We start from the raw sequence: 16,313 nt of genomic DNA, 5'->3' as shown, positions 1-16,313 counted from the left end.
GGGTGCTGACCGATCCCCGCTTTACGACCGAAGTAGAAATCACCGTTCCGTTCCACGATGTCGATATGATGGGCGTGGTCTGGCACGGCAACTATTTCCGCTACTTTGAGATTGCCCGCGAGGCGCTGCTCAACCAGTTTAACTACGGTTATCGCCAGATGAAGGCGTCAGGCTATGTCTGGCCGGTAGTCGATACCCGGGTGAAATACCGCGATGCGGTGACCTTTGAGCAGCGCATCCGTGTGCGCGCGCACATCGAAGAGTATGAAAACCGTCTGCGTATCGCCTATCAAATTTTCGACGCGCAAACCGGTAAACGCACCACCACCGGCTATACCATCCAGGTGGCCGTCGAAGAAGCCAGCCGTGAAATGTGCTTTGTCAGCCCGGCTATATTGTTTGAACGAATGGGAGTTACGCCATGAGATGGTTGCCTGTGCTGGCACTGATGATCAGCCCGCTGGTGAGCGCCGTGACGCTGGATGAGCTGCAGCAGCGGTTTACCGGGCAACCTGTCGTGCGCGCGCATTTCGAACAGGTCCGGACGATTAAGGATCTGCCACAGCCGCTGCGCTCGCAGGGCGAAATGTTGATCGCACGCGACAGCGGCCTGCTGTGGGATCAAAAAGCGCCTTTCCCCATGACGTTGTTGCTGGATGATAAACGGATGATCCAGACGATCAACGGCCAGCCTCCGCAGACCATTACCGCCGACAATAATCCGCAGATGTTCCAGTTCAACCACCTGCTGCGGGCGCTGTTCCAGGCCGACCGCAAGGTGCTGGAAGAGAACTTCCGCATCGATTTTCGCGATCTCGGCGAAGGCCGCTGGTCGCTGGTGCTGACCCCCACAACGACACCGCTGGACAAAATTTTCGCCACCCTCGATCTGGGCGGCGCGACCTACCTTGAGACGATTCGCCTCAACGATAAGCAGGGCGACCGTACCGATATCGTCCTTTCCCGCCACACACTGACGCCCGCCAGCCTGACCGATGACGAACGCCAACGCTTTGCCGCACCGTAAATCCCTGCGCCCGGCGCTGCTGTGGGCGACGGTATGCCTGATTCTGTTGGGCGTGTTGCTGTCGCTGCTGCCCGGCGCGCGTCTGAACAGCAGCGTACTGGCTATGCTGCCGAAGCAGACGCTCGGGGCAATCCCGCCGGCACTCAACGACGCGTTTATACAGCGTCTTGACCGCCAGCTTGTCTGGCTGGTCAGTCCCGGTAAAGAACCCGATCCGCGGGTGGCGCAGCAGTGGCTGGATCTGTTGAAAAACAGCCATTCGCTCAGGGAGGTTAAAGGCCCGATGGACGCCGCCGGGCAAAAGGCCTGGGGCGAGTTCTTCTGGCAGCATCGCAACGGCCTGATTGATTCGGCCACCCGGGCCCGCCTGCAAAACGGCGGTGAGGCGCAGGCGCAGTGGATTTTATCCCAGCTCTACTCGGCCTTTTCCGGCGTGAGTGGCAAAGAGTTGCAAAACGATCCTCTGATGCTGATGCGCGGCTCGCAGCTGGCGCTGGCGCAAAACAGCCAGAAGCTACGGCTGATGGACGGCTGGCTGGTTACCCAGGATGCCAGTGGAAATTACTGGTATATGCTGCACGGTGAGCTGGCGGGATCATCGTTTGATATGCAGCAAACCCATCAGCTGGTAACCACCCTTACCGCCCTGCAGGAGACGCTGAAAACGCGCTTTCCGCAGGCGCAGCTGCTCTCACGCGGTACCGTGTTTTACAGTGATTACGCCAGCCAGCAGGCAAAACGGGACATCTCCACGCTGGGCATCGTCACGATCCTTGGGGTTATCCTGCTGATCCTGGCAGTGTTTCGTTCCCTGAAACCCCTGCTGCTGTGTCTGATTTCCATTGCCACAGGTGCGCTGGCGGGCACGGTGGTGACGCTGCTGCTGTTTGGCGAATTGCATCTGATGACGCTGGTGATGAGCATGAGCATCATCGGAATTTCAGCGGATTACACGCTCTATTACCTCACCGAACGCATGGTGCACGGCGCAGAACATTCCCCGTGGCAAAGCCTGGCAAAAGTGCGTAATGCGCTGCTGCTGGCGCTCCTGACGACCGTTACCGCCTACCTGATTATGATGCTGGCCCCCTTCCCCGGGATCCGCCAGATGGCGGTGTTTGCCGCGGTGGGGCTGAGCGCCTCCTGCCTGACGGTGATTTTCTGGCATCCCTGGCTGTGCCGTGGTTTGCCGGTGCGTCCGGTTCCGTTTATGGTCCTGATGTTGCGCTGGCTGGCCGCCTGGCGACGCAATAAAAAACTCTCTGTGGGCCTGCCTGTGGTACTGGCGCTGGTCTCGGCTGCCGGGCTTGCCACCCTGAAGGTCAACGACGATATCGCCCAGCTACAGGCGCTGCCCAAAGACATTCTGGCGCAGGAGAAAACCATTACCGCCCTGACCGGGCAAGGTGTCGATCAGAAATGGTTTGTGGTGTATGGCGCATCGCCGCAGCAAACGCTGGAACGGCTGGAAGCCTTTACCCCGGCGTTAGTCCAGGCCCAAAAAGCGGGGGATATTACCCGCTGGCGTACCCTGCCCTTAAATTCGCTGGCGCGCCAGAAAAGCGATCTGCTGCTGTTGCAGCAGGCCGCGCCGGCCATAACGAACGCGCTGCGAAACGCGGGACTGAGCACCGTCACACCGAATCTGAACGCCATGCCCGTGAGCGTGGAGGCGTGGCTCGCCAGTCCGGCCAGCGAAGGCTGGCGTTTGCTGTGGCTGACCCTGCCTGACGGCGAAAGCGGTGTGTTAGTGCCGGTGGACAACGCCCGGAACAGCGCCGCACTCAGCGAAGTAGCCGCCCGTCATGCGGGCGTCGTCTGGGTCGATCGCAAGGCCAGTTTTGACAGCCTGTTTGCGCTCTACCGCACGCTGTTAACGGGACTCTTGTTTGTCGCGCTGGCGGTGATTGCCTGCGGGGCGATGGTACGCCTCGGCTGGCGAAAAGGGCTTATCAGTCTGGTCCCGTCCGTGCTGTCGCTCAGCTGCGGGCTGGCCGCGCTGGCCGTCACGGGGCATCCGGTAAATCTGTTTTCACTGCTGGCGCTGGTCCTGGTGCTCGGCATTGGCATTAACTACACGCTGTTTTTCGGCAACCCGCGCGGTACGCCGCTGACGTCGATGCTGGCCATCACGCTGGCGATGATGACCACGCTGCTGACGTTAGGCATGCTCGTGTTCAGCGCCACGCAGGCCATCAGCAGCTTCGGTATTGTGCTGGTGAGCGGCATTTTTACCGCCTTCCTGCTGGCGCCGCTGGCGATGCCTGTTAAGAAAGAGAGAAAACGAAAATGAATGCTTTTTACCGCGCAGCCGCGCTGGTCGCGACGCTGCTGCTGGCAGGCTGTAGCCATTCGACCGATACTGAAGGGACACGTCCGCAGGCCTGGCTTCAGCCAGGAACCCGAGTGACGCTGCCGCCGCCCGGTATTACCCCGGCGGTCAGTTCGCAGCAGCTGCTGACCGGAACCTTCAACGGACAAACGCAGTCCCTGCTGGTCATGCTCAACGCGGATGATCACAAAGTGACGCTTGCCGGGCTCTCTTCCGTCGGTATCCGTCTGTTCCTGGCGACTTACGACGACACCGGGATCCACACCGAACAGTCGATCGTCGTGCCGCAGCTGCCTCCCGCCAGCCAGGTACTGGCCGATGTGATGCTCAGCCACTGGCCACTCAGCGCCTGGCAGCCACAACTGCCAAAGGGCTGGACGCTTAAAGACAAGGGCGATCGGCGCGAGCTACGCAATGCCAGCGGCAAGCTGGTGACTGACATTGTCTACCTGCAACGCAAAGGCAAGCGCGTGCCAATCAGCATCGAGCAACACGTCTTTAACTACCACATCACCATTCAATATTTGGGTGACTGAGATGATTTACATTTCTGCTGTTGGCATGGTCAACTCGCTGGATGAGATTGCCGCTAACCTGACGGCGGGCGTAGCCCCTGGCATGCATTGTCGGTCCGGCTGGTTGCAGGATGCACCCGACGCCGTGCTGGGTGGCGTGGAAGGTGAATTGCCGTCCATTCCGGATACCCTGTCCGCGCACCGCACCCGCAATAACCAGCTGCTGCTGGCCGCGCTGGCACAGATTCAGTCCACCGTTGACGACGCGATTGCCCGGGTCGGCCGCGACCGCGTGGCCGTGGTTTTGGGTACCAGCACCTCCGGCCTCGATGAAGGGGATGAGCACGTACGATTAACGCTCAACGGCGAAGCCAGCACCCGGTGGCAGTATCCGCAACAGGAGCTGGGCGATCCGTCCCGCTTTCTGGCTAACTGGTTACAGCTCGAGGGCCCGGCATATACCCTCTCGACCGCCTGCTCCTCCAGCGCGCGGGCAATTATCAGCGGCCGGCGTCTGATTGATGCCGGGCTGGTGGATATTGCCATTGTGGGCGGCGCAGATACCCTGAGCCGGATGCCCGTCAATGGCTTTCACAGTCTGGAATCGCTTTCTCCAACGCTCTGCGAGCCGTTTGGCCGCGACCGTCGGGGTATCACCATTGGTGAAGCCGCTGCGCTGATGGTGTTGAGCCGTGAACCCGCCGGGGTCGCGCTGCTGGGAACAGGCGAGTCCAGCGATGCTTACCATATTTCGGCGCCGCATCCGCAGGGTGAAGGCGCCATTCGCGCCATTACCCAGGCGCTCAATGACGCGGGTCTGCAGCCGGAGGATATTGGCTATATCAACCTGCACGGCACCGCCACACCGCTCAATGACCAGATTGAATCACACGTGGTACACGACCTCTTTGGAGAAAACGTGCCCTGCAGTTCTACCAAACACCTTACCGGCCATACGCTGGGCGCTGCCGGTATCACCGAAGCGGCGTTGAGCTGGCTTATTCTGACGCGTGACCTGCCGTTACCCCCACAGGATTTCGCCCGCTACGCGCCGGACGAAACGCTGTCGCCGTGCGGCGTGCTGCACCAGAGCACCGCGCTGAAAAAACCGGTCATTTTATCTAACTCGTTCGCGTTTGGTGGCAACAACGCCAGCATCCTGCTGGGGAGAGTGTCATGAGCTACTTATCACCCGTCGACTATCTGCCGCACGATGCGCCAATGATGCTGCTGGGATCCGTTGAACGCGTCACCGACGATTCCGCCGTATGCCGTGTCGCGGTCAACGGCCAAAGCGTACTGGCGCCCTTTTTGAATGCCGAGGGCGATTTGCCAGGCTGGTACGCGCTCGAACTGATGGCGCAGACCGTTGGCGTCTGGTCAGGCTGGCATCGCCAGCAGAAAGGGCAAGATCATATTGCGTTGGGCATGGTGCTGGGTGCGCGCGAGTTGGTCTGCGCCAGTGGACGTTTCGCAAAAGACGCGACGCTGGACATTACCGTCAGACTGCTGATGCAGGATGAACGCTTCGGCAGTTTTGAATGTACGATCTCCTCAGGTGAGGAGACGCTGGCCACGGGCCGGGTCAATACCTTCCAGCCGAGCGCAGAAGAATTAACATCGCTTTTTAATCAGGGATCTCACGCATGAGTCGTTCCGTACTGGTCACCGGGGCCAGCAAAGGCATTGGTCGTGCCATCGCCTGCCAGCTTGCCGCTGATGGGTTTACCGTAGGCGTACATTACCACCGTGACGCCGCAGGCGCGCAGGCGACGCTGGATACCATCACACAGGCGGGCGGTCAGGGTCGCCTGCTCTCTTTCGATGCAGGTAACCGCGAACAGTGCCGTGACGTGCTGGAGCAGAATATCGAGGCCCACGGCGCATGGTATGGCGTGGTCAGTAATGCCGGTATCACCCGCGACGGTGCGTTTCCGGCCCTCAGCGAAGACGACTGGGACAGCGTCATTCATACCAACCTCGACAGTTTTTATAACGTTATTCAACCCTGCATTATGCCGATGATCGCCACCCGAAAAGGGGGGCGCATTATCACCTTATCCTCCGTGTCCGGCATGATGGGCAACCGCGGTCAGGTGAACTACAGCGCGGCAAAAGCGGGCATTATTGGCGCGACCAAAGCACTGGCGATTGAGCTGGCAAAACGCAACATCACCGTGAACTGCATTGCGCCGGGGCTGATTGATACCGGCATGATTGAAATGGAAGAGGCTGCGCTGAAAGAGGCAATGTCCATCATTCCCATGAAACGGATGGGCCAGGCCGAAGAGGTTGCAGGACTTGCCAGCTATCTGATGTCAGATATTGCAGGCTACGTTACCCGCCAGGTCATTTCCATTAACGGAGGAATGCTATGACGCGTCGCGTGGTGATTACCGGTATGGGCGGCGTTACCGCCTTCGGTGAGGACTGGCAATCCGTTTCCCGCAGGCTGCTGGCGTATGACAACGCGGTACGCAAAATGCCGGAGTGGCAGGTTTACGATGGCCTGCACACCCTGCTGGGCGCGCCGATTGATGATTTCACCCTGCCGGAACACTATACCCGCAAGCGTATTCGCGCCATGGGCCGCGTGTCGTTGATGTCGACCCGCGCCACCGAGCTGGCGCTGGAGCAGGCGGGGCTGATTGGCGAGGCGGTGCTCACGAATGGCCAAACCGGTATCGCCTATGGCTCCTCCACAGGCAGTACCGGGCCGGTCAGCGAATTCGCCACCATGCTCACCGAAAAACACACCCACAACATCACCGGTACGACCTATGTGCAGATGATGCCGCACACGACCGCGGTGAATACCGGCCTGTTCTTTGGCCTTCGGGGTCGCGTTATCCCGACGTCGAGTGCCTGTACGTCGGGCAGTCAGGCCATTGGCTACGCCTGGGAAGCCATTCGTCACGGTTATCAGACCGTGATGGTCGCAGGCGGAGCAGAGGAGCTTTGTCCGTCAGAGGCGGCGGTATTTGACACCTTATTCGCGACCAGCCAGCGCAACGATGCGCCGAAAACCACCCCTTCGCCATTTGATACGCAGCGTGATGGTCTGGTCATTGGGGAAGGCGCAGGCACCCTGATTCTGGAAGAGCTTGAGCATGCCAGAGCACGCGGTGCAACTATCTATGGCGAGATCGTTGGCTTCGCCACCAACTGTGATGCAGCCCATATCACCCAGCCACAACGTGACACCATGCAAATTTGTATGGAGCAGTCGCTGGCGTTAGCAGGGTTAAGCGCGCGGGACATGGGGTACATCTCCGCGCACGGTACCGCCACCGATCGCGGTGATATCGCCGAAAGCCAGGCCACCGCCGCCATCTTTGGCGACAACGTGCCAATTTCGTCGCTGAAGAGCTATTTTGGCCACACGTTAGGCGCCTGTGGGGCGCTGGAAGCCTGGATGAGTCTGCAGATGATGCGTGAGGGCTGGTTTGCCCCGACGCTCAATTTAAGACAACCGGATGAGCAATGTGGTGCTTTAGATTATATTATGGGTGAAGCCCGTCAGATTGACTGCGAGTATCTACAAAGCAATAACTTCGCATTTGGCGGCATCAACACGTCGATAATCATCAAACGCTGGGCGTAACTATGTACCAGTTTATACTGGGAAAGATCTCCACCCTGAGCGCAGACCCGCTGGCGTCGACGCTTGCACATATGGCACCTGCGGGTGCACGAAATGCATCCTGGCTGGCGGGGAGAACCCTGCTCGCCAAAACGCTTTCTCCTTCTCCGTTACCCGAGATCGTCTATGGTGAGCAAGGGAAGCCGGCCTTCGTGGATGCGCAGCCCTTCTGGTTTAACCTGAGTCACAGCGGCGATAATATCGCGCTGCTGCTGAGCGACGAAGGCGAAGTGGGGTGTGATATCGAAGTTATCCGCCCACGTGAAAACTGGCAGGCGCTGGCTAACGCCGTCTTCAGCGTGGCGGAACATGCGGAGCTGGAGCGCGAAGACCCGGAGACAAAGCTTTCTGCTTTCTGGGGGATCTGGACGCGTAAAGAGGCCATCGTGAAGCAGCGAGGCGGCAGCGCCTGGCAGATTGTCAGCATCGACAGCACGTCGCAGACGCATTCGGTAAGCCAGCTCCAGTTCGGCTCGCTCAGTCTTGCCGTCTGCACCTCAACGCCTTATACCCTTACCGCCGGGACGATTGCTCACCACGGGATGTCCGTGGCATAAAAATCACCAGCACGCCGAGAATAATCATCCCGACCCCCGCCAGCCCGTGCCAGGAAAAGTGTTCGTTCCAGCCGGGCAACAAAATGGCCGCGGCCCACACCAGAATGTAACTGAGGCTCAGCAAGGCATACGCTTTGCTGAGCGCCATGCGATGCAACGCCAGATACCAGCAGCCCATCGAGGCCACATACCCCATGAGTCCCAGCAGCAGCGCGCCAGTACCGGATGATAAGTGCCAGAGCGCGGAGACAAACGCATAAAGCTCGCTGACTGGCGGCAGAGCCTGCATGGCATAGCGCAGCAGCAGCTGCGCCGCGCTGACCAGCATTACGCTGCATAACGCCCAGAACGTTCCTCTCACAGGCTTCCTCCGAGGATAACAATGCCGATGATGATGAACCCGACGCCCAGCCAGTGATGCAACGCGACTTTTTCATGCCAGAATGCTTTCGCCGCCAGGGTCACCCAGACAAAATTGAGGCTCAGCATAGGGTAGGCAACGCCGACAGGCAGGCGCTGCAGGACCACCAGCCAGACCAGCATGCCGCAGCCCAGTGCCAGCAATGCCAGGCCCAGCCACAGCATAATATGCGCGCCACGCCGCCCGGCTTTCGCCGGACGGGTGGCCTGCTTCTGACACAGTTGCCCTGCGCAGGTCAGCAGGCTTGCCAGTATCAACCAGAGCCAGGTCGTCATTGCGGTAAATACTGCAGCCAGGCCAGACGGCCCTGAATATACAGGCTGTCCGGTTCTGGCAGATGAGCCCGCTTAATATCGTCGTGTTTTGACAGCAGGATCACCAGTGATACGCCCCCCTGCTGGCGATGCGTTGCCAGCCACTGCGCAAAATTATCTTTCTCGACAAACCGGTCTTTCACATCCGGGTACGCTAGCCCGTAGCTCAGCTCGCCGCTCTGACCAAACAGAATGATGTCATTACGCTTAAGCTCCCACGCCAGCCCGGAGGCCACACCAACATTGTTCGCCAGCACAAACCGGCTGCTCTGAAGCGGGTCACGGATGGTATCCACCAGCGACTGCGGCTGTTTGGAATCTACCACCAGGTTAGGAATGGCAAACCCAATCAGCAGCGCCACGCCAGCAGGACACAACGCCGCCAGCCACCAGCGCTGCGCGCTTTGCCGCACGGTAAACCAGCCGACAGCCGCCCAGACGAGAAACGCCAGCACCGCGCAGAAGACTTTATACAGCTCAACGGATGTCCAGACCGGATGCTTAGCAACCCCCCACGGTGAGACCACCAGCGCCGCCACCACGCCAATCACACCAAACGCCAGGTTAATCCCGCCGTTAATGCGTAACGCTCTGGCCCCTTTGTCCGCCGCGATGCAGGCATAGCGCGCCATCAGGATAGCCAGCGGAGCAAAACACGGCAGGATGTAGGTTGGCAGTTTGCCTTTGGCAATGCTGAAAAACAGCAGCGGCATCACGACCCATCCAAGCAGATAAAAGCCACCGCCCGTGTTGTATCTTTCGCGCCAGCCCAGCCGAAACGCGCCGGGCAACAGCGCCAGCCACGGCAGACTGCCGGCCAGCAAGAACGGCAGGTAGTACCAGAACGGCGCCTTGTGCTGAGCATCGCTCTGGGCAAAGCGCTGAATATGCTCAACCCAGAAGAAGTAGCGCCAGAAATCAGGCTCTCGATGCGCAATGGCCAGCGCCCAGGGCAGGACGATCAGCACACAGCTCACGATGGCCAGCCAGCCAAAGATCAGCACCTCTTTCCAGCGCTTCTGCGCAATCACCCACGGCAGCACACCTATCACCGGCACCGCCAGCGCCAGGAATCCTTTGGTCATCACCCCCATGCCGCAGGCAAGCCCGAGCAGCACGTAGCCACCCGCTTTTCCGGCCACGGTTTCAGCCTGTGAGGCCAGCCAGAAGCTGCACATAGCGGCCACCAGCCACAGGGTAATGATGGGATCCAGCACGGCGTACGTGCCAATGCCATACACCAGGAACAGGGTCAGGAAGATAAGGCCGGAGAAAATGGCAACGCGCTTATCCCGCCACAGGCGCCACGCCATCCAGAGCACCAGCAGAGCCGTCAACCCGGTTGAGAATATGGCGCCGGCGCGCACGGCAAAGTTAGTATGCCCAAACAGCAGTTGCCCGATACTGTTGATCCAGTAGCCCGCAATCGGCTTTTCAAAGTAACGCAGCCCCAGAAAATGCGGGACAATCCAGTCTCCAGACGCCAGCATTTCGCGGCTGATTTCCGCATAGCGCGTTTCATCAGGCTGCCACAGCAGGCGGATATCGATCGGAATGAGGTAGTAAACGATAAACAGTGCGAGAAGCGCTAAGCCATAACGGGCTGCTTTCATGATACCGGACTCACGGTTTGTTGATAGCCAAGCCAGCCTTCCCGGCCAGCCAGTTCATTACGCACAATTTTGCCCACGGGCAGGACGCTAAGATCCTCTGGCAGCAATTCGCTCAATGGACAAAACTGAATGCCCTCCTGAGCGGCCATCGTCAACAGTGCATCGAAATCATGCTGATACGCAATCCCTTCCACTTCCGCGTGGATGGTATAGACGGGCGTACCGGTGTCGCGATGAATGCAGTCCAGAATATAGCGATTGAACCCTCCGGCACTAACCTCGCGGCCAACCACTTCATCCCAGGTGGGAAGCGTGACCGGGATTTGCACCGTCCCCAGGCGATTCTCCCCGATGAGCGGCAAAAAAGGCCCTGTGCCGCGGCAATCGCTGTTGTAGCGAAACGCGAAGGGTTCTTTGGCTTTCACCACGCGTTGGTCGGCACGCCATCCCGCCACGGCGGAGCAGCGAATCGTCTGACCGGTAATGGCCTCCAGCTCCAGCATGCCGCGCTCAACTTCACGCGACAGGCGTGGAATATCCCAGACGCCAGCCCAGGCCTGCCAGGCATGGTGATCCCAGGCATGCAGTCCAACCTCATGGTGCTGCGCCGCGTCGCGGATAACGGCTTCGTTACCCGCGCCAATGCGCCTGCCGGGCCATGCGGTTCCGGCCAGCAAAATATCCCAGCCGTAGAGAGAGGCTGCGCGTGAGCGCAGCATTTTGAACAGAAATGCCGGTTTAACCAGACGCCATAAATGACGTCCCATATTGTCAGGCCCCACGCTGAAGAAAATGGATGAGCGCACGTTGTGCTTGCTCAGCAGTTCCAGCAGTTTGGGTACGCCGTCACGCGTCCCCCTGAAGGTGTCGACATCAATGCGTAAACCGACTTTTCTCATGAGACCTGTTCCGACAGCTCCACGGTGCGCAGGAAGAAATCGAGCGTTTCATCAATGGTCTGATCCATCTTCACCGTCGGTGTCCAGTTCAGGCAGCGTTTCGCATTACGAATGCTCGGTTTACGGTGCTCAACGTCCTGATAACCTTTACCGTAGTAGCTGCTGCTTTCCACTTCACGGAAACCGGCAAACGGCGGGAAGCGATCGCGCAGCGGATGACGTTCAAAGCTTGCCAGCAGCATCTCAGCCAGCTCGCGAATGCTCGCTTCGTTATCCGGGTTACCGATGTTGATGATCTCTCCGTTGCAGCGACCCTCTTTGTTTTCGATGATGCGGAACAGCGCCTCGATACCGTCGCTGATATCCGTAAAGCAGCGTTTTTGTTTACCGCCTTCGATAAGCTTGATGGGCGAGCCTTCCACCAGGTTCAGGATCAGCTGGGTGATGGCACGTGAGCTGCCGATACGCGCCGCGTTAAGGTTATCCAGACGTGGCCCCATCCAGTTAAACGGACGGAACAGCGTAAAGCGCAGACCCGCTTTCTCGCCGTAGGCCCAGATCACGCGGTCGAGCAGCTGCTTGGAGACGGAATAAATCCAGCGCTGTTTGTTGATCGGCCCGACGACCAGGTTAGAGGTATCTTCGTCGAAGTTTTTGTCAGTACACATGCCGTACACTTCAGAAGTGGACGGGAAAATGATGCGCTTGTCGTATTTCACACAGTCGCGGATGATCTTCAGGTTCTCTTCGAAGTCCAGCTCGAACACGCGCAGCGGGTTACGGGTGTACTCAATCGGCGTGGCAATCGCCACCAGCGGCAGCACCACGTCACATTTTTTAATGTGATATTCAATCCACTCGGAGTGAATGCTGATATCCCCTTCCACAAAGTGGAAACGCGGGTTGTCGAGGAAACGACTGATGGCATCAGCACCGATATCCAGACCATAAATTTCGTAGTTATCGTCTTTCAGCAGACGCTCGGTCAGGTGGTTGCCGATAAAGCCGTTGACGCCGAGGATCAGCACGCGGGTGCGGCGTTTGATGGCCACAACCGGTGCGCTGGTGATCAGTGCGCCAGTGACCAGCCCCAGAGACTGAGCCAGCTGCGCGCCCTGAACGTAAACGCCGTTATCGGTTTGCCCGGTAACGATCTCCAGCGCCTGCTCGCCGCAGCTGACAATCAGCGGGGAAGCCGAGACAACGGTGCCCGGTTTGGCGGCAGGAATGTCGTCGCGTACGCGGGATTTCCAGACGATAAATTTACTTACGCCTGCAAAGCTGTACGCCCCCGGCCAGGGGTCGGTAACGGCACGCACCAGGTTGTGCAACTGACGAGCCGGCTTGTTCCAGTCCAGGCGACCATCTTCTGGCTTGCGACGGCCAAAACAACTCGCCTTGCTCTCATCCTGCGCGATCTCGCTGAAGGTGTCGTTAAGGATCGCTGGCAACACATCACGTAGCAGGCTTTGCGCTACGGTGCAGAGCTTCTGATGAAGCTGCAGCGCAGTTTCATCCGCGTCGATAGCCACGCGCTGCTGCGCGATGATGGCACCGGCATCTGCGCGGTGCACCATACGGTGCAGAGTGACGCCGGTTTCCGTTTCGCCGTTCACCAGCACCCAGTTCAGCGGTGCGCGGCCACGGTAGGCGGGCAGCAAAGAGCCGTGAAGATTAAATGCCCCTTTTGCCGCCAGACTTAAAATCTCATCGCAAATCAGGTTGCGATAATAGAACGAGAATATGGCATCAGGCGCGAGCGCCCGGATGCGATCCACCCACAGCGGATGGTTGACATCGTCCGGGGCGTAAACCGGAATACCGCGCTCTGCGGCGATACGCGCCACCGAGCCAAAGAAGTTATTCTCTCCGGCCGTGTCCGGATGCGTGAAGATTGCAGCGATTTCATAGCCCGCTTCCAGCAGGGCCAGCGTGCCCGCACACCCCATATCGTGATAGGCAAAGACAACAGCTTTCATGGGTGAATTTCCTCTTGAGATGCTTTGTGTTCCTGGCGGACAACACGTTGAATAAAGTAGCGCGGACGTGCGCGAACATCGTTATAAATACGGCCAATGTATTCCCCGAGCAGGCCCATCCCGACAAACTGGGCGCCGATGAACATAAACAGCACGGCAAAGAGCATGAAGACCCCTTCCGCCGCCCACTGGGGACCGTAGATCAGGCGGAGTAACACCAACAGCACGGAGAGCGCAAAGCCGAACACGGCAATGATGCTGCCGAAAACGCTCAACAGGCGCAGCGGCGTGGTGGTCAGGCAGGTGATAAGGTCGTACATCAGGTTGATGAGACGCATAAAGCTGTACTTCGACTCCCCGTGCTCGCGCTCGGCGTGCAGTACCGGGATTTCCGTCGCCTTACGGGCAAAGGTGTTCGCGAGAATAGGAATAAACGTGCTGCGTTCATGGCAGTGCAACATGGCGTCGACAATATGGCGGCGGTAGGCGCGCAGCATGCAGCCATAATCGCCCATCGCTTTGCCGGTGGTCCGCTGGATCAAACGGTTGATTGTGCGGGAAGCCAGCTTACGGAACAGGCTGTCCTGACGGTTTTGCCGCACCGTGCCGACCACGTCGTACCCTTCATCGGCCTTTGCAACCAGACGCGGGATCTCTTCCGGCGGGTTTTGCAGATCGGCATCAAGCGTAATAATCAGATCGCCCGTCACGTGGCTGAACCCGGCCATAATGGCGGAGTGCTGGCCGTAGTTACGGTTAAGCAGCACGGCAACAATATGGCTGCCCTCGGCCTGCGCGGCTTCGGTCAGCATCAGCGCGGAATTATCGCTACTGCCATCATCCACCAGCAGTATTTCATAGGCTTTGCCGAGCGTGTCGCAGGCGGCCGTCGTGCGGCTGATCAGTTCGGGCAGGCTCTCCTGTTCGTTGTAAACGGGGATAACCACAGAAACTTTTTGTACAGGCGGTGCGCTGAACATATCAATTTCCTGCAAGCTGATGGAGCGCGGTAATGACGCGGGTTGTGTCGTCATGAGTCATGTCCGGGAAAAGGGGGAGAGAACAAATACGCGCGCTATTCCATTCAGAATTCGGGAGCGATACATCAGGAAAACGCTCGCGGTAGTATTTTTGCGTGTGCGCCGCGCGGAAATGCAGGCCGGTGCCAATGCCTTTTTCCTTCAGCGCTGCCATCAGGTTGTCGCGAGAAATCCCGCAACGGGCTTCATCCACGCGAATGATGAACAGGTGCCAGGCGTGGACGTGCGGCCATGAAGGAATACGCAGCGGCTGGAACGGCGTATCGGCAAGCTCGCGCAGATAGCGTTCAGCAATGTCATGACGTCGTGCGTTGGCCTCTTTCAGTTTGCCCAACTGCACCAGCGCCAGCGCGGCGTTGATATCCGCCAGGTTGTATTTGAAGCCGGGCGTGATAACTTCTGCCTGCGGCGCACGACCGTGCGTCTGGCGGTCGTAAGCGTCCACACCCAGGCCGTGGAATTTCAGGCTACGGATCCGCTGCGCCAGTTGCGCATCGTCCGTGACCACTAACCCGCCTTCGGCGCAGGTCATGTTTTTAATGGCGTGGAATGAGAAAATCGCGGTGCCCTGCCAGCCCACGTGGCGCGAGTGGTAGTACGTGCCGGCTGCATGCGCCGCATCTTCAATGATCGGAATACCGTGACGTTCCCCGATGGCGCGAATGGCGTCGATGTCACACGGCGCGCCGGCATAATGAACCGGAACAATCGCTTTTGTGCGTGGCGTAATGGCGGCGTCGACCGCATCCGGCGTGACCATCAACGTATCCCGGTCCACATCAATCATCACCGGGGTTGCGCCCAGCAGCACAATCATATTCAGTGTGGATACCCAGGTCAGAGAGGGGGTAATCACTTCATCGCCTGGACCAATACCCAGCGCCATCAGCGTGACATGCATTCCCGCGGTCGCTGAGCTGACGGCAATCGCATGTTGATTCCCGGTTAGCTGACAGAATGCCTCTTCAAGCGCCTGATTTTTCGGTCCTGTGGTGATCCAGCCGGAGGTTAATACCTCCTGCAACGCCGCTAATTCCTCGCTACCCATGGACGGCCGGGAAAAAGGCAAAAAATCACTCATCATTAATTTCCTTGAAATAAGAATGGCACGCTTTTGATATTAACCAAATGCCGGTTCGTTTATTTCAACGAACCATAAACTTATATCAAGGTAGCTAACATTTCTTAGGGAAAAATTAAGAAAGACATTCCATTCACTTTACCCAACCATTAACCACTTCAAATACAAAGAGTTAAATTATTATGAATTATTTATTGTGTGATCAAACTCGATCTTTGGCTGCAATTTTTTTAAACATAACATCAACAAACAAAAAAAATCCCGGCTATTTCTTTTAAAAGAAGAAATATCCGGGAACTTTTCTTTTTAGTTAATTGTCGCGCTTATTTTAAATTATCAGGAAAGTTTTTTGGTAACTCGCTCGCCGCACAGGCAATAACGCTTTCATTATTCGCGCCACAGTCGCGAACAAAGGTGATCGTCGCAAATTCATCAATGACTTCAGTGGGGTATGCCGGGCCCGCATCACGATACGCATTCATCAATGGAATATGATCGTTCTGGAAGCAGACGGTTTTTTCTGGATTGTTGATCACCCAACGTGGGAAGAAGATGGTGCCGTGGAACAGTTTGTCACCCAGGTTTGCTATCAGGCTCACGTCGGTACCGGTTGGTTCTGTCCAGGAAATTTTATAGATGCTCTCCCCTACGCGAACAATATAAGCCTGCTGATCTTTCACCCAACGGTTCGCCACAATCCCGCTGTGAATACGGTAATCAAGGGTGGTTTCATTTTTGACATAAATCTCGTAGTTCCAGCCATTATCATAGGTATATACAAGGTGTTTGCCGACGAAGCCGCTTAAGTCATGTTTGTCGAAGGTGTTCATAATGTGTCTCCTTTGTTTTGATGAGACGATCGTACCCCTTCAAAAAATGAATGAATAACGCT

At 57.8% G+C, this 16,313-nt stretch carries 17 protein-coding genes; 9 read left to right on the top strand and 8 right to left on the bottom strand.

Going from position 1 to position 16,313, the window contains the following annotated elements; genetic code table 11:
• Window positions 1-2 precede the first annotated feature (2 nt).
• From AAIR21_RS13185 to acpT, 9 genes are read left to right on the top strand one after another with little or no spacing between them, the layout of a single operon-like run.
• On the top strand, window positions 3-425 hold the full coding sequence (locus AAIR21_RS13185) for an acyl-CoA thioesterase (protein WP_014172038.1): 423 nt from the start codon (window positions 3-5) through the stop codon (window positions 423-425).
• A complete protein-coding gene (locus AAIR21_RS13180; protein ID WP_025202832.1) occupies window positions 422-1,027 on the top strand; it encodes an outer membrane lipoprotein carrier protein LolA in 606 nt (201 codons plus the stop codon). The genes AAIR21_RS13185 and AAIR21_RS13180 overlap by 4 nt, the downstream gene beginning before the upstream one ends.
• Window positions 996-3,320, top strand: coding sequence for an MMPL family transporter (locus tag AAIR21_RS13175; RefSeq protein ID WP_183516881.1), 2,325 nt, complete (start codon window positions 996-998; stop codon window positions 3,318-3,320). Before AAIR21_RS13180 ends, AAIR21_RS13175 begins: the two co-directional genes overlap by 32 nt.
• Window positions 3,317-3,895 (top strand): DUF3261 domain-containing protein, encoded by a 579-nt coding sequence (locus tag AAIR21_RS13170; protein ID WP_014172042.1) that lies wholly within the window; start codon window positions 3,317-3,319, stop codon window positions 3,893-3,895. The genes AAIR21_RS13175 and AAIR21_RS13170 overlap by 4 nt, the downstream gene beginning before the upstream one ends.
• Window position 3,896: 1 nt before the next feature.
• Window positions 3,897-5,054, top strand: a complete 1,158-nt coding sequence (locus AAIR21_RS13165; protein ID WP_434681221.1) for a beta-ketoacyl-[acyl-carrier-protein] synthase family protein — start codon at window positions 3,897-3,899, stop codon at window positions 5,052-5,054.
• Window positions 5,051-5,524, top strand: coding sequence for an ApeP family dehydratase (locus AAIR21_RS13160; protein WP_025202828.1), 474 nt, complete (start codon window positions 5,051-5,053; stop codon window positions 5,522-5,524). Before AAIR21_RS13165 ends, AAIR21_RS13160 begins: the two co-directional genes overlap by 4 nt.
• Window positions 5,521-6,252 (top strand): 3-ketoacyl-ACP reductase FabG2, encoded by a 732-nt coding sequence (locus tag AAIR21_RS13155; protein WP_020884521.1) that lies wholly within the window; start codon window positions 5,521-5,523, stop codon window positions 6,250-6,252. Before AAIR21_RS13160 ends, AAIR21_RS13155 begins: the two co-directional genes overlap by 4 nt.
• Window positions 6,249-7,478, top strand: a complete 1,230-nt coding sequence (locus AAIR21_RS13150) for a beta-ketoacyl-ACP synthase (protein ID WP_020884520.1) — start codon at window positions 6,249-6,251, stop codon at window positions 7,476-7,478. Before AAIR21_RS13155 ends, AAIR21_RS13150 begins: the two co-directional genes overlap by 4 nt.
• A 2-nt stretch (window positions 7,479-7,480) precedes the next feature.
• Window positions 7,481-8,074 (top strand): 4'-phosphopantetheinyl transferase AcpT, encoded by a 594-nt coding sequence (gene acpT / locus AAIR21_RS13145; protein ID WP_025202827.1) that lies wholly within the window; start codon window positions 7,481-7,483, stop codon window positions 8,072-8,074.
• Here acpT and arnF read toward each other — a convergent pair.
• From arnF to AAIR21_RS13105, 8 genes are all read right to left on the bottom strand, one after another.
• Complete coding sequence (gene arnF, locus AAIR21_RS13140; RefSeq protein ID WP_025202826.1) at window positions 8,031-8,435, bottom strand: 4-amino-4-deoxy-L-arabinose-phosphoundecaprenol flippase subunit ArnF; 405 nt, start codon at window positions 8,433-8,435, stop codon at window positions 8,031-8,033. The genes acpT and arnF overlap by 44 nt on opposite strands.
• On the bottom strand, window positions 8,432-8,770 hold the full coding sequence (gene arnE / locus AAIR21_RS13135) for a 4-amino-4-deoxy-L-arabinose-phosphoundecaprenol flippase subunit ArnE (RefSeq protein WP_163304269.1): 339 nt from the start codon (window positions 8,768-8,770) through the stop codon (window positions 8,432-8,434). Before arnE ends, arnF begins: the two co-directional genes overlap by 4 nt.
• On the bottom strand, window positions 8,767-10,422 hold the full coding sequence (arnT, locus tag AAIR21_RS13130; protein ID WP_183516880.1) for a lipid IV(A) 4-amino-4-deoxy-L-arabinosyltransferase: 1,656 nt from the start codon (window positions 10,420-10,422) through the stop codon (window positions 8,767-8,769). The genes arnE and arnT overlap by 4 nt, the downstream gene beginning before the upstream one ends.
• Entirely contained in the window at window positions 10,419-11,321 is a 903-nt protein-coding gene (gene arnD / locus AAIR21_RS13125) for a 4-deoxy-4-formamido-L-arabinose-phosphoundecaprenol deformylase (RefSeq protein WP_020884517.1), read from the bottom strand. Before arnD ends, arnT begins: the two co-directional genes overlap by 4 nt.
• Window positions 11,318-13,300, bottom strand: coding sequence for a bifunctional UDP-4-amino-4-deoxy-L-arabinose formyltransferase/UDP-glucuronic acid oxidase ArnA (gene arnA / locus AAIR21_RS13120; protein WP_183516879.1), 1,983 nt, complete (start codon window positions 13,298-13,300; stop codon window positions 11,318-11,320). Before arnA ends, arnD begins: the two co-directional genes overlap by 4 nt.
• Window positions 13,297-14,280 carry an undecaprenyl-phosphate 4-deoxy-4-formamido-L-arabinose transferase gene (gene arnC / locus AAIR21_RS13115; protein ID WP_020884516.1) on the bottom strand — a complete coding sequence of 328 codons (984 nt, stop codon included), beginning with the start codon at window positions 14,278-14,280 and terminating at the stop codon, window positions 13,297-13,299. The genes arnA and arnC overlap by 4 nt, the downstream gene beginning before the upstream one ends.
• 1 nt (window position 14,281) lies before the next feature.
• Window positions 14,282-15,421 (bottom strand): UDP-4-amino-4-deoxy-L-arabinose aminotransferase, encoded by a 1,140-nt coding sequence (gene arnB / locus AAIR21_RS13110; RefSeq protein WP_078774774.1) that lies wholly within the window; start codon window positions 15,419-15,421, stop codon window positions 14,282-14,284.
• Window positions 15,422-15,744: 323 nt separating this feature from the next.
• Complete coding sequence (locus AAIR21_RS13105) at window positions 15,745-16,251, bottom strand: phenolic acid decarboxylase (RefSeq protein WP_020884514.1); 507 nt, start codon at window positions 16,249-16,251, stop codon at window positions 15,745-15,747.
• Window positions 16,252-16,313: the final 62 nt, after the last annotated feature.

The sequence above is a fragment of the Enterobacter sp. PTB genome, from assembly GCF_051130085.1.
Taxonomy (GTDB): Bacteria; Pseudomonadota; Gammaproteobacteria; order Enterobacterales; family Enterobacteriaceae; genus Enterobacter; species Enterobacter ludwigii.
Note: the sequence above shows the minus strand (reverse complement) of the source record. Positions and strands in the feature narration are given on the sequence as shown.